Annotated in this window: 12 protein-coding genes; 7 read left to right on the top strand and 5 right to left on the bottom strand. The window is 51.2% G+C overall.

Annotation, left to right across the window (positions count from 1 at the left end; all coding sequences use genetic code 11):
• The first annotated feature begins 26 nt into the window (after window positions 1-26).
• Both amiA and hemF read left to right on the top strand, forming a co-directional pair.
• Window positions 27-896, top strand: coding sequence for an N-acetylmuramoyl-L-alanine amidase AmiA (amiA, locus tag ACUU1I_RS00320; RefSeq protein WP_000102891.1), 870 nt, complete (start codon window positions 27-29; stop codon window positions 894-896).
• A 3-nt stretch (window positions 897-899) separates the two neighbouring features.
• Entirely contained in the window at window positions 900-1,799 is a 900-nt protein-coding gene (gene hemF, locus ACUU1I_RS00315) for an oxygen-dependent coproporphyrinogen oxidase (protein ID WP_000801376.1), read from the top strand.
• Here hemF and eutR read toward each other — a convergent pair.
• The 5 genes from eutR to eutB form a co-directional block, all read right to left on the bottom strand.
• A complete protein-coding gene (gene eutR, locus ACUU1I_RS00310) occupies window positions 1,733-2,857 on the bottom strand; it encodes an HTH-type transcriptional regulator EutR (protein ID WP_000753687.1) in 1,125 nt (374 codons plus the stop codon). The two genes, hemF and eutR, sit on opposite strands and share 67 nt — an antisense overlap.
• Before the next feature lie 84 nt (window positions 2,858-2,941).
• Complete coding sequence (eutK, locus tag ACUU1I_RS00305; RefSeq protein WP_000606254.1) at window positions 2,942-3,403, bottom strand: ethanolamine utilization microcompartment protein EutK; 462 nt, start codon at window positions 3,401-3,403, stop codon at window positions 2,942-2,944.
• A 12-nt stretch (window positions 3,404-3,415) separates the two neighbouring features.
• Window positions 3,416-4,075, bottom strand: a complete 660-nt coding sequence (gene eutL / locus ACUU1I_RS00300) for an ethanolamine utilization microcompartment protein EutL (protein ID WP_001111038.1) — start codon at window positions 4,073-4,075, stop codon at window positions 3,416-3,418.
• 9 nt (window positions 4,076-4,084) lie between these two features.
• Window positions 4,085-4,972 carry an ethanolamine ammonia-lyase subunit beta gene (gene eutC / locus ACUU1I_RS00295; RefSeq protein ID WP_000372316.1) on the bottom strand — a complete coding sequence of 296 codons (888 nt, stop codon included), beginning with the start codon at window positions 4,970-4,972 and terminating at the stop codon, window positions 4,085-4,087.
• Between the two features lie 20 nt (window positions 4,973-4,992).
• Window positions 4,993-6,354: an ethanolamine ammonia-lyase subunit alpha gene (eutB, locus tag ACUU1I_RS00290; RefSeq protein WP_000769945.1), complete on the bottom strand. Its 1,362-nt coding sequence runs from the start codon at window positions 6,352-6,354 to the stop codon at window positions 4,993-4,995.
• 188 nt (window positions 6,355-6,542) lie between these two features.
• Here eutB and ACUU1I_RS00285 point away from each other — a divergent pair, with 188 nt between their 5' ends.
• The 5 genes from ACUU1I_RS00285 to ACUU1I_RS00265 all read left to right on the top strand — a co-directional run bounded on the left by ACUU1I_RS00285 (window position 6,543) and on the right by ACUU1I_RS00265 (window position 12,217).
• Window positions 6,543-7,748: a tyrosine-type recombinase/integrase gene (locus ACUU1I_RS00285; protein WP_000047768.1), complete on the top strand. Its 1,206-nt coding sequence runs from the start codon at window positions 6,543-6,545 to the stop codon at window positions 7,746-7,748.
• Window positions 7,749-8,042: 294 nt separating this feature from the next.
• Window positions 8,043-9,020 carry a helix-turn-helix domain-containing protein gene (locus ACUU1I_RS00280; protein ID WP_252992186.1) on the top strand — a complete coding sequence of 326 codons (978 nt, stop codon included), beginning with the start codon at window positions 8,043-8,045 and terminating at the stop codon, window positions 9,018-9,020.
• A 1,050-nt stretch (window positions 9,021-10,070) separates the two neighbouring features.
• Window positions 10,071-10,823: a hypothetical protein gene (locus ACUU1I_RS00275; RefSeq protein WP_171769626.1), complete on the top strand. Its 753-nt coding sequence runs from the start codon at window positions 10,071-10,073 to the stop codon at window positions 10,821-10,823.
• A 759-nt stretch (window positions 10,824-11,582) separates the two neighbouring features.
• Window positions 11,583-11,978 (top strand): HNH endonuclease, encoded by a 396-nt coding sequence (locus ACUU1I_RS00270; RefSeq protein WP_000181722.1) that lies wholly within the window; start codon window positions 11,583-11,585, stop codon window positions 11,976-11,978.
• 17 nt (window positions 11,979-11,995) lie between these two features.
• The gene (locus ACUU1I_RS00265) at window positions 11,996-12,217 is read left to right on the top strand and encodes a hypothetical protein (RefSeq protein ID WP_000555794.1); all 222 of its coding nucleotides are present in this window, start codon (window positions 11,996-11,998) and stop codon (window positions 12,215-12,217) included.
• The last annotated feature ends 41 nt before the right edge of the window (window positions 12,218-12,258 follow it).

Below are 12,258 nucleotides of genomic sequence, written 5' to 3'. Positions count from 1 at the left end.
AACTTTATTATTACAACTCAGGCCGTATGAGCACTTTTAAACCACTAAAAACACTCACTTCGCGCCGCCAGGTGCTGAAAGCCGGTTTAGCTGCCCTGACGTTGTCAGGAATGTCGCAAGCCATTGCCAAAGACGAACCTTTAAAAACCAGCAACGGACACAGCAAGCCGAAAGCAAAAAAATCTGGCGGCAAACGTGTCGTTGTTCTCGATCCAGGCCACGGCGGAATTGATACCGGAGCGATCGGACGCAACGGTTCGAAAGAAAAACATGTGGTGCTGGCGATTGCTAAAAACGTCCGTTCCATTTTGCGTAATCATGGGATTGATGCGCGTTTAACGCGTTCTGGCGATACGTTTATCCCACTTTACGATCGCGTTGAAATCGCCCATAAACATGGCGCAGATCTGTTTATGTCAATTCATGCCGATGGCTTTACCAACCCGAAAGCTGCCGGTGCTTCGGTATTTGCCCTCTCTAACCGTGGGGCAAGTAGCGCAATGGCGAAATACCTGTCTGAACGCGAAAACCGCGCCGATGAAGTTGCCGGTAAAAAGGCGACTGACAAGGATCACCTATTGCAGCAAGTACTGTTTGATCTGGTGCAAACCGATACTATTAAAAACAGCCTGACGCTTGGCTCGCATATTCTGAAAAAGATTAAGCCGGTGCATAAACTGCACAGCCGCAACACCGAACAAGCCGCGTTTGTGGTGTTGAAATCGCCGTCGGTTCCTTCGGTGCTGGTGGAAACCTCGTTTATCACCAACCCGGAAGAAGAGCGGCTGTTAGGCACGGCGGCGTTTCGTCAGAAAATCGCCACAGCGATTGCTGAAGGCGTGATCAGTTATTTCCACTGGTTCGACAACCAGAAAGCACATTCGAAAAAGCGATAAGTTATGAAACCCGACGCACACCAGGTTAAACAGTTTCTGCTCAACCTTCAGGATACGATTTGTCAGCAGCTGACCGCCGTCGATGGCGCAGAATTTGTCGAAGATAGTTGGCAGCGCGAAGCTGGCGGCGGCGGGCGCAGTCGGGTGTTGCGTAATGGTGGTGTTTTCGAACAGGCGGGCGTCAACTTTTCTCACGTCCACGGTGAGGCGATGCCTGCTTCCGCCACCGCTCATCGCCCGGAACTTGCCGGGCGCAGTTTCGAGGCGATGGGCGTTTCACTGGTAGTGCATCCGCATAACCCGTATGTTCCCACCAGCCACGCGAATGTGCGTTTTTTTATTGCCGAAAAACCGGGTGCAGAGCCCGTTTGGTGGTTTGGCGGCGGCTTCGATTTAACCCCTTTCTATGGTTTTGAAGAAGACGCCATTCACTGGCACCGCACCGCCCGTGACCTGTGCCAGCCATTTGGTGAAGACGTTTATCCCCGTTACAAAAAGTGGTGCGACGATTACTTCTACCTCAAACATCGCAACGAACAGCGCGGCATTGGCGGGCTGTTCTTTGATGATCTGAACACGCCAGATTTCGACCACTGTTTTGCCTTTATGCAGGCGGTAGGCAAAGGCTACACCGACGCTTATTTACCAATTGTAGAGCGACGTAAAGCGATGGCCTACGGCGAGCGCGAGCGCAATTTTCAGCTCTACCGTCGCGGTCGTTATGTCGAGTTCAATCTGGTCTGGGATCGCGGCACGCTGTTTGGCCTGCAAACTGGCGGGCGCACCGAGTCGATCCTGATGTCAATGCCGCCACTGGTACGCTGGGAGTATGATTATCAGCCAAAAGATGGCAGCCCAGAAGCGGCGTTAAGTGAGTTTATTAAGGTCAGGGATTGGGTGTAACTCCCTCCCCCCCATTCCCGCATCCGCTGATGCAACGTCAACGACGGCTTCTCGGCAAACAGCTGCTGGTAATCCGTGGCAAATTGCCCCAGATGCCAGAATCCCCACTGCATGGCGGCGTCTTTTACCGTTGTGCTTTGCGACCACGGGCTTATCAGTTCGCGGCGTACGGCGTTCAGGCGAATGCGTTTCAGCCACGCGTTTGGGCCAATGCCTAAAATAGCGTGAAACGCGTTTTGTAGCGTGCGGCGACTGACATGCAGTTGATTACACAAATCCAGCACCGTCACCGGTTCGGACATGTTTTCCAGCACATATTCACGGGCGCGGGAAAGCAACCGACGGTAACTCTGATGACTGATGCTTTCCGCCGTCACCATTGGTTGCGCTTCTTCCAGCATCGCCCCCATCGCCATTAGCAAATTATCCCCCAGCACTTTTCGCACTGCAGGCTGATGGAGATTTTCCGGGTTCTCGCAAAACGTCGCCAGCGCCTGTTGGACAAAGCCCCACAGCGCGGCTTTATGCTGCTCTTTCACTTCCAGCGCCGACTGGCTACGCAGCATATGTAATACCCGATCCGGATTGTGCAAAAAGTTAGCCTGACAGGTGATGACATCTTCAGACAGCACTACGCCCAGGATCGTATAATCGTCCGGCGTACTTAATTCAAACTCGGTTCCACCGGGGCGCGTTGCTATTTCTGCGCTTCCCAGACATTGCGAACCGATAAATCCCTGCTCACCGCGCGTCGCCGGAATGCCAAACCAGAACGAGTTCGGCCAGACCAGGCACGACTGACGCAGCGCCAGACCGGTGTATTCACGAAAAACCTGAATATCATCGAGTAGAATTTCCGTAAATTCACCATGAAACTTGCCCGGATGCAGCTGATCGTAAATCTGCTGCCAGGCGGTAATCGTCAAAGCATGTTCATAGACATCCGTTGTCTGTCGTTGATGAACATTATCCACTTCGACCTTCGGCGTGAGCTTCAGGTTTTCGGGTAAGGGTTCATGATAAAGATGGTGCAAATTGGCTGTACGGGTCTTTTTCATGATGTTAATGCCGGGTGTTGTAGGACACCCGGCACCTCCGACAGGTTAATGGGGCTTGAGACGATAACGACTACTGCGTTTACGTTACGTCCCGGCAGAAAAGAGCTGTTCGAGCGCATTTCTGGCTTTTTCCAGCGGCCAGCCAAAGTGGGCGGCCACTTCTCCTGCCGTCATTCCCTGACATACTGATGTTAACAGCGCCAACAACTCGTCAGCAGATTCCGCGACGATAACTGGCGCGTCGGGTTCCTTTACGGGTTGCTTCGGCTGGCGGTTAAAGCCAGTAACCAGCCACTGGGTGTCATCGTCTGGCCGACCGATCTCCTTACGGCTGATGACACGCCCGGTACGCATCGCGGCAGCACAACCTGCGTCCAGCGCCGCACGACACGCCGCCAGATCGCCTTCCACCACCAGCGTTAAGCGACCAGGGTCAAGCACTTCGTGACTGAGCAGACGAACGTTAGCTGCTTTGAGCATGGCATCCGCTGCATCTATCGCGGCGACCATGCCGTCCACTTCCAGCAATCCCAGTGCATTGATCATCGGCAACCTCCGTTACGCACGCTGGATTGGATTACGCGCGATTTCCAGCACTGCATCGGTAAAGGCGTTACAGGCTGCTTTACACGCGGCCTGGCTACCGGTTAAAAATGCTGCCGAGTAGTTGGTTTCAGACGGTGGCGGGACGTAGGTCACCAGCTGTACGTCGGCAGATTTCAACGCGGCATCAATGCCGTAGGTCGCTTCCAGCGGCGGTGCCACCAGATACGCCATCGGATCGCCAAGCGTGATCCCGGCGGTTGATGAAAGATAAGAACCTGTACGCGAAACTACATGCGCCAGGAAGGCGGTGTTTTCTGCGTCATTGGCCCACTGGAAAGCTGCGCCATTTTCAATATGTGCAACCATCGCATCCAGACCGGCACGCACTTCCGCCGGGTTTGGCCCACCAAGCATAATCAGCACTTCACCGGCAGTCGGTGACGGGCCGTGTGCCGCTCCCGCATACAGCGAGCGACCATATACCACTTCGACCATCGCTTGTTTGGTCGCTTCGTCAGCCGCAATGTAGGTTACGTCGTCAGAATCGGCAGAAATCAGCCCGAGGCTACGAATATGCGGCGGCAATTTTAGTTCACGCGCAAATTCAGCGTTAACGGAGGCAATCACCCGCATGGCGGTTACCGACGGTCGAATCAAATCTAAAGCTGGCATGATGCCTCCTTATCGGGTCATGTTGATGCCGGATGCTTTCTGCTCCAGCATACGTTTCGCCAAATCCACAATGACGGCTGCGGCTTCAACCGGCGGCGTGCCGCCCTGGTGAATGTTAGAGATACAGGTGCGATCGGCCTCAACGGTGGTCGCCATACGCGGCGAGTAAACGGCGTAGCAGGAGAGGCTTTCTGACTGCCCTAACCCCGGACGTTCCCCCACCAGCAGGATCACCACTTTCGCGCCGAGGATCTCACCGATCTGATCTTCAATCTTCACGCGACCATAACGAACAAAGAATGGCGTGCCGACTTTCAGCCCGGCCTGTTTCAGGCCCGCCATCAGCGGCGGCAGGATCTCTTCGTAGTTGACGGTGATGGCATCAGTTGACAGGCCATCAGAAATAACGACCTGTACGTCCGGATTAGCAACACACTGTGCTTTCAGCGCTTCAACAGCTTCTGCACACAGGCGGCGGCCCATATCCGGGCGAGTCAGGTAGAGATTTTTGTCGCTAATTTCAGAGCGTACTTCCAGCAAGCCCTGCGCTTTCACCCACTCTTCCGGCACTTCTTTCAGTACGGTATCTTTCGAACGAGAGTGATCGGCCAAGAAACGCAGCAGCGCCTGAGTACGTGGACGCGGACCGGCACGACCGGTACAAACGCGGGCCACGGTGCTGCGGCGCAGTTCTGTTAATACGTCTGCGCGATGCGGGTTTTCAACACCAATCCACGCTTTTGCTTCAGCGGAACCTAAATCCAGCGCACAGCTTTCCGAGGTCACCGGTGCCGCACAGTTGGTGGTGGCGCACTTTGCTTCTGACGGCGCGGGGGCCGCTTGTCCCATTGACGCCATCACGCTGCGTACAATTTCTTCAATCTGTTTTTGATCCATGATGTGTTATCTCCGCGTCATCAGAAGAACAGTGACGGATCGCCCGCCCGTTTGGTCAGGCGACCGTTTGCCATAATGCCCATGCTTTCCAGCCAGCGTTCAAACTCTGGTGACGGGCGCAGGTTGAGTAACTGACGCACAGTGGCGGTATCGTGGAATGCGGTGGTCTGGTAGTTGAGCATGATGTCATCACCCAGCGGCATCCCCATGATGTAGTTGCAGCCTGCGGTGGCGAGCAGGATCATCAGGTTTTCGTTGAGGTTCTGGTCAGAGTCAGCGTGGTTGGTGTAGCAGCCGTCACAGCCCATAGAGATGCCGCTCAGCTTGCCCATAAAGTGATCTTCTAAGCCAGCACGGATAATCTGGCGGTCGTTGTAGAGATACTCCGGCCCAATAAAGCCAACCACGGTGTTGACGATAAACGGATCGTAATGACGCGCCAGCCCATAGTTACGTGCTTCCATCGTCACCTGGTCAGCGCCGAAGTTAGCGCCAGCGGATAGCGCAGAGCCTTGTCCGGTTTCGAAGTAGAGGCAGTTTTCCCCGGCGATACGATTGAACTCTGCGCCCACTGCGCGCGCTTCGTCGAGCATCGCCAGTTCCACGCCAAACTCTTTCAGCCCTTTTTCGCTGCCACAGATACTCTGGAAAATCAGTCCGCCAGGAGCGCCGCGACGAATCGCTTCGATCTGGGTGGTGACGTGCGCCAGTACGCAGCCCTGAGTTGGGATGTTGAATTTGTCGATCACGCCATAAATGGTATCCAGCACGCGGCTTAAGTTTTCCACGTCGTCAGTTACCGGGTTAACGCCGATCACCGCATCGCCCACCCCGAAGGAAAGCCCTTCATAGATTTGCGCAGCGATACTTTGCACGTCGTCACGGGTATCGTTCGGCTGCAAACGGGCGCTAAAGGTGCCCGGAATACCGATGGTGGTATTGGCCTTTTTGATTACCGGCATTTTCTTCGCGCCGTAGATCAGGTCCGCGTTGGAGCAAATCTTCGCTATCGCCGCGACCACTTCCGAGGTCAGCCCTTTGCGGGTAAAGGCAATGTCGTCCACGCTGGTTTCATCGCTCAGCACATACTCACGCAGTTCGCTGATGCTCCAGTTTTTAATCTGGTTGTAGGCCGTTTCGTTAACGTCGTCCTGAATCAGCCGCGTCACGCAGTCATCTTCATAGGCAATCACCGGATTATTGCGGATGTCCGCTACGGTCATTTCCGACAACACCTGCTTTGCCGCCACGCGCTCCTGTGAGCTTGCCGCTGCAACGCCCGCCAGCACATCCCCCGAACGCAGTTCGTTGGCTTTAGCCAGCACCTCTTTTACATCCTTAAACTGATATACATTGCCGAACAATGTGGTCTTTAGTTTCATAAGTCGTTCCCTCAGGAAGAAGTGATGAGTAACATTTCTCACAGCCTGCAAACAATTCTATTTCATCGTTAGCCCTTGTCATGTAAGGTGATTTCCTTAACACGCCCGTTACTTATCCTGCCGAACGCAACCGAACTCGCCGGATACATGAGCGGGGTTATCGAGTCGTTAGATCGAGGTATCCGGTTTTGAGCAAAACACCACTCACAGCAAAGGCCATAGACGCCGCACAACCAAAGGACAAGCAATACAAACTCACCGCTTCACTGACGCCCGGCCTGTTTTTGCTGGTGCATCCCAACGGCAGCAAATACTGGCGATTCCGGTACTGGATAGACAAGAAAGAGCGGTTACAGGCTATTGGGGTATATCCGCTGATTAGCCTCAAGGAAGCCCGCAAACGCGCCACAGAGAGCCGTTTACTGATAGCCCAGGGAATTGACCCAATGGATTTGGCACGCAAGGAGAAAGCCATTGATGCACTCAACATGGCGGCAGGTTTTAAGACGGTAGCGGAGGACTGGCTGGCTACCAGGGTAGGCGGCTGGAGTGAGAGCTATACAAAGCAGGTCAAATCAGCACTGGAGAAAGACGTTTATCCGGTACTTGGCAAGCGTTCAATCGTTGATATAACCGCCCGTGACGTGCTGGCATTACTCCAGAAGAAAGAACGTACCGCACCGGAGCAGGCCCGCAAGCTACGCCAGCGCATCGGTGAGATCTTCAAGTTTGCCGTTATCACCGAACTGGTAACGAGGAATCCGGTTGCAGATCTTGATACGGCACTGAAGGCCCGCCGACCTGGTCACAACGCGTGGATACCGATTAGTGAAATTCCGGCCTTCTACAAAGCCCTTGAGAGGGCCGGGAGCGTCCAGATTCAGGCGGCAATACGTTTGCTTATATTAACGGCATTAAGGACCGCAGAACTGCGTTTGTGCCGTTGGGAATGGATAAACCTGGAGGACGCAACAATCACATTGCCCGCTGAAGTCATGAAGGCCCGCCGCCCGCATGTGGTCCCGCTATCACGGCAGGCGGTCGAGCTATTGCAGGACCAGTTCACACGCAGCGGATACAGTGTTTTCGTGTTCCCGGGCCGATTCATGGATAAGCCATTATCAGCCAGCGCGATACTCAAGGCGCTTGAGCGTATCGGATACAAGTCAATAGCCACAGGCCACGGCTGGCGCACAACGTTCAGCACCGCACTTAACGAAAGCGGCAGGTATAACCCTGATTGGATTGAGATCCAACTAGCCCACGTCCCGAAGGGAATTAGGGGAGTTTACAACCAAGCGGCCTATCTCAAAATGCGCCGTCAAATGCTTCAGGACTACGCCGACGCGATTGATTCGATACTGGCTGATGGTATCAATCCGCTTGAACTGTAATGAATGATTAATCACGTTTTCCGACGACTCCACCGGAGTAGGCCGGATAAACACTGGACACCTTCAAAATAACTATTCACTTTTTCCGGATTCGTCCGGCTTTTTTTGTCTTTGCCGATGGGATCAATTATTCCAATTATTCCAGTATCGTTGGAATAAATGAATAAATATCAATGACTTAAAGCCGTGTTTGCAACAGGGTGGATCGGGGATCGAAAATAGGATCAACACAAAAACACCCTGGAGGCTACAGCACACTAGGGGGACACAAAAACAACACAGGAAAAAAATACCATGTACCAATCAGCAACCGCCTACGTGGCGAAACCAGGCGAAACACTGGTCAAACACAAAATTGCAACACTCCAAGCACTTCAAACACTCCAAGCCCTTCCGGAACAGGTTCAGGCCGCCTTTCGTGATGGCATGAACATCATCCGCTTCGATGGGTATCGCTGGGAATACAAGCCAGCAACTGGATTCGTGCGCATAGATCAAATCTTGTCGCCAGCCAATGAAGAGCCAGCGCTAGCCAATGCAGAACCAGCGCAGGAGCAGGAGCAGGAGCAGGAGCAGGAGCAGGAACAGGAACAGGAACAGGAACAGGAACAGGAACAGGAACAGGAACAGGAACAGGAACAGGAACAGGAACAGGAACAGAATAAAGCGGCGGCTATTGCCGAGTTCAAGGAGCTGCAAAGACAACAAATCACAGCGCAGCAAGAAGAATGCCGCCACCCGCTGGCAATGCCCAAGCCAGTAGCGAAAGCCAACACAGACAAGCCGACTTCATGGTTTAACGAAGAAGCGGAAGAAGATTTGCGTTTTGATAGTAAAGAGGAGCAGTTGCCTGAAGAGCGGGAACAGGTGGAAACGGAAGACCAGCAAAACGATTATCGCAACCTTCCAGCCGTCAATAACGCTATGGCTTACCTCTTCAAAAGCGGGCTGTTTCACAAGCTGAAAGGCGATGAGTTAAAGCTATATACGTGGATGGTATCCAAGTGCAGGTATCGCGGTAACGACAAATATGAGATTTGGTATTCCCGCACCAAAATGGCAAAAGCGTTAGGTAAGAGCGTTGACACGATAGATCGCCACCTGGAAGCGTTGAGAAAGCTGGGACTTATCCAGGAAATGCGCCAGGCACTGAGGGGCAAATGTGGAAAAACCTACAGACTGCGAATCCCGTCAAAAGGCACAGCAGAAGAGGCCTCAATGACGGCACAGCAGCACGAAAGAGAAGCAAAAGTCAGCTACCTGGTACACTAGGCAGCGGGTCAGCAAAGGGGGGCAAATGCCCCTTTTTTCATGTCAGATAATCAGATCATTACCTCAATAAACTAATAATCACATCGCGGTTACAACCAGTTTGATAGTGATAGCTCAAACCCAGACGTGGCGCTGGCTGCAAGCAAAATAAGCCGCAAAAATGCGGTCCTATTTGCCAGAACCTTTTATTATTCAATTGGTTAGTGCAAGAAAAAGCGTGATTACTGTTCAAGAAGCATCCAGAAAGGTCATGATTTTGCCATGATTTTGACGCTGAAAAAAAATAGGTGGGCATTTTTGCCCACTCACTAGCCGCAAATTTGCCCACTCACTAGCCGCATTTTTGCGGCCCAAAGTAATAAATACAGAGAAATAATAAATACAGATCAGCGCCAAGATTTTTCGTCTTTTCGGCGGAATCATGAGACTAGTGCTTACGTCCTGATAACCTCCAGAGCAGACCTTAACTTCTGTGCAGCAGGACTACGCTCATTGCCGCTCGGCTAGGTCAAATCCTCACGATAAAGCTGTTCGGATTGTGACCATAATGTTAAAGGACTCTTTAAATCATTCCTTGACGAATTAACTAGCTGGCTTAAGCGGAATAGCATGCAGGATAAAAACAAAACCAGCTTAGCAGTGGGGAGAGCTTCGCTTCGCTCGTCTCCTGGGGCCAATGCTCAATGAAACGACGTAAGGCACGGAGCGCTCACCATAGGTAGACACATAAACATCTGAGAGCGCACCTTCTATCGCGCTACGCGCTCAATAAAAACCAACGACACCGCCACACTGCAAGACCAATGGTTTTTATCGCGTATACAGACCAGACAGGAAACAGCAGCAAAGCAGCGTATAGCCAGGTGCAGACAGCACACTCACACGACGCACAGCAGGCTTAAGTGATCACTCAGGAAACTTTATCCCCGCCGCCGATCACCGCGAACTATCATGACCGCGCCAAATTCGAAAGGAATGGCCCATAGAACGCGATGAACACACATAAGCGCTAACTTGCTTACCTGAAAACTTAACGTCGCCACAGAGCGATTGAGAGCGCTTAAAATCGATGCGATTTCATTAAATTTTTCTCACTCGCCTGAATGGTGGCGATCAGGACTGATCGCAACATTGCCCCGCCTCGATATTGAGCGCATAATAGATACATACATTAAGCAGAAAAGAGATAAGTTTATTGTGAAAATCAGGGGGTTACACATCATGCGCATATCAGAACAACAACGGCAGATCCTCGACTATCTGGCAAAAAACGAATCAATCACCGCACGACAAGCCGCAGATCTCGTTTATGGTGGCAATGTTACCCGCGTCCAGGTTGACGCCGCCCGCCGCTCACTCATGACGATGGTTAGTAATGGGCTAATCAGGAAACAAGGCCGCGCTTTCGTAGCTGAAAGACATATCAATCACGCTTATAGCCAGGACGTTGAAGAATTGCGCCGCCAGATCCTTTGGGTATTCAGCAAACAGGGTCAGGAGTATTTCCTTTCTGAACACCCAAATTTCGCCGCCAAAGAGTTAACAGTAAGCGGATTGTCGTGCGCACTGGATTATCTTGTCGGTGAAGGTTACGTTACTTACAAGCAGCTATGGCACGCCCTGAATACGCTTGTAGAAGATGGTTTACTCATTGCCACGCGTGAGAACATCGAATACTGGATAATGCCGCGTTCAGGTCGCCGCAATCATGCACGGTATATTTCAGGCAACAGATACAGAACGCCGGACTTTAATCCGACACAGGAAGATCGGGACCGTGCCGAAATGATGTGCAGGGAATAGGAGAAAAGAATTATGGATAAGTTATTTTCGATGCAGTGAACACAAGCGGGCGCAATGCCCGTTTTTATTGCCTTATTCCACGCCTGACGAATCAATTTGATCACACCTGAGCAAATGCATAGCCAGAAGTTAAGGCCGTTATATTGCGATTGGGAGCGTTTTAAACGGTATCAATTTAATTAATTCTGATGTGGTGATTTGCAGGCAAAAAAAACCCGCCGGAGAAGCGGGAAATAGAGACATATCGTTGTAGTTATTAACAGATCACTTTGAGGTCGAGGGCGGCTAACCCTCGCTAATATTATCCCGCCATTACCTTGCGGGTGCAAATAATCTTTTATTGCTTTGATGATTTAATAAATAGCACTTTTTGCTAACAAAAACCGCTGTCAATATATGGCCAAAAATGTTAACAGAAAAAATAAGGTTTATAATATTAAGTATCACATGGGTAATGGGTTCAGGGAATCGGAATCCACCGCCTCACGGAAATTCAAAATTTGCTTCTTCTTTCCTCCGTGGGGCGGCTTCTTTTTCGTATCGAGGTATTTATGAAAGCAATAACATTAGAACAGTTCGCAGCAATGGCGAATGTATCGACCAGAACGCTGAGGCGCTGGCTAAAAAAACCATCAACCGGAGTCCCTTTGCCATTTACCCCACGCGGTACTCGCCAATTATTCTGGGAGCACGAATGCAAAGAATGGTTGTACAGAACAGAACGATAATAATCACGCATCACATTTTGAGGTAAACATCATGACCAATATCGAAAGATTAGAACGCTGTGCCGATATTATGCGGCGCAGATGGATTTATGACCCTGAAGCGGGTTTATTGTTTAGCCGTGAAACAAAAGACGTTATCAAAGGCAGCATGACCAATAAAGGGCATTTGGTTGTAACGGTACATGAAGGTAAATTCAAAGTGACACTCACCTATCAGAAAGCCTGCTATGTATACACATACGGCGCTTATGACGAGACATTATATGAAGTGCACCACGTTAATTTGGACAAACAGGATAACCGCATCAAGAATATTCGCCTGATGCCGAAAGAAAAGCACCGCCGGATACATAAAAACGTCCGCAAACTTATTCGGCTGGGCCACACACAATGGCTTCAACCGCAATTAATTGAACAATCACTATAAACACAGTAGTAAATACCATGCATTCATTAGACAGTTATTTTCAGCGCACGACAGCCCCTAAATCAGCCGCCCAGGAACGCCGTGAGGAATTCCATGAGAAAGTGATGCGTTCTGCTGATTATATTGCGGACAAGTTCGTGGAAACGGTTCGTCCACTTGTTGATGAAGTAGCTGATAAACTTCAGTCTGAAATGCCGGAAGATATGGAAGGCACTGCAAAGCGGCGACTCATTTGCTAATTAAGTCGTCGTTTTGGCGTGTCAATAAGCGCTTTTAAATA

This window comes from Shigella sp. SIG3 (assembly GCF_053555855.1).
The sequence above is the reverse complement of the archived record's forward strand: the minus strand, read 5'-3'. Positions and strand labels throughout refer to the sequence as shown.

What these genes read in the sequence shown, in the direction of transcription:
- amiA (WP_000102891.1), top strand. Translation starts at nt 27, where the DNA reads ATGAGCACTTTTAAACCACTAAAAACACTCACTTCGCGCCGCCAGGTG.
- hemF (WP_000801376.1), top strand. Translation starts at nt 900, where the DNA reads ATGAAACCCGACGCACACCAGGTTAAACAGTTTCTGCTCAACCTTCAG.
- eutR (WP_000753687.1), bottom strand. Translation starts at nt 2,857, where the DNA reads ATGAAAAAGACCCGTACAGCCAATTTGCACCATCTTTATCATGAACCC.
- eutK (WP_000606254.1), bottom strand. Translation starts at nt 3,403, where the DNA reads ATGATCAATGCACTGGGATTGCTGGAAGTGGACGGCATGGTCGCCGCG.
- eutL (WP_001111038.1), bottom strand. Translation starts at nt 4,075, where the DNA reads ATGCCAGCTTTAGATTTGATTCGACCGTCGGTAACCGCCATGCGGGTG.
- eutC (WP_000372316.1), bottom strand. Translation starts at nt 4,972, where the DNA reads ATGGATCAAAAACAGATTGAAGAAATTGTACGCAGCGTGATGGCGTCA.
- eutB (WP_000769945.1), bottom strand. Translation starts at nt 6,354, where the DNA reads ATGAAACTAAAGACCACATTGTTCGGCAATGTATATCAGTTTAAGGAT.
- ACUU1I_RS00280 (WP_252992186.1), top strand. Translation starts at nt 8,043, where the DNA reads ATGTACCAATCAGCAACCGCCTACGTGGCGAAACCAGGCGAAACACTG.
- ACUU1I_RS00270 (WP_000181722.1), top strand. Translation starts at nt 11,583, where the DNA reads ATGACCAATATCGAAAGATTAGAACGCTGTGCCGATATTATGCGGCGC.
- ACUU1I_RS00265 (WP_000555794.1), top strand. Translation starts at nt 11,996, where the DNA reads ATGCATTCATTAGACAGTTATTTTCAGCGCACGACAGCCCCTAAATCA.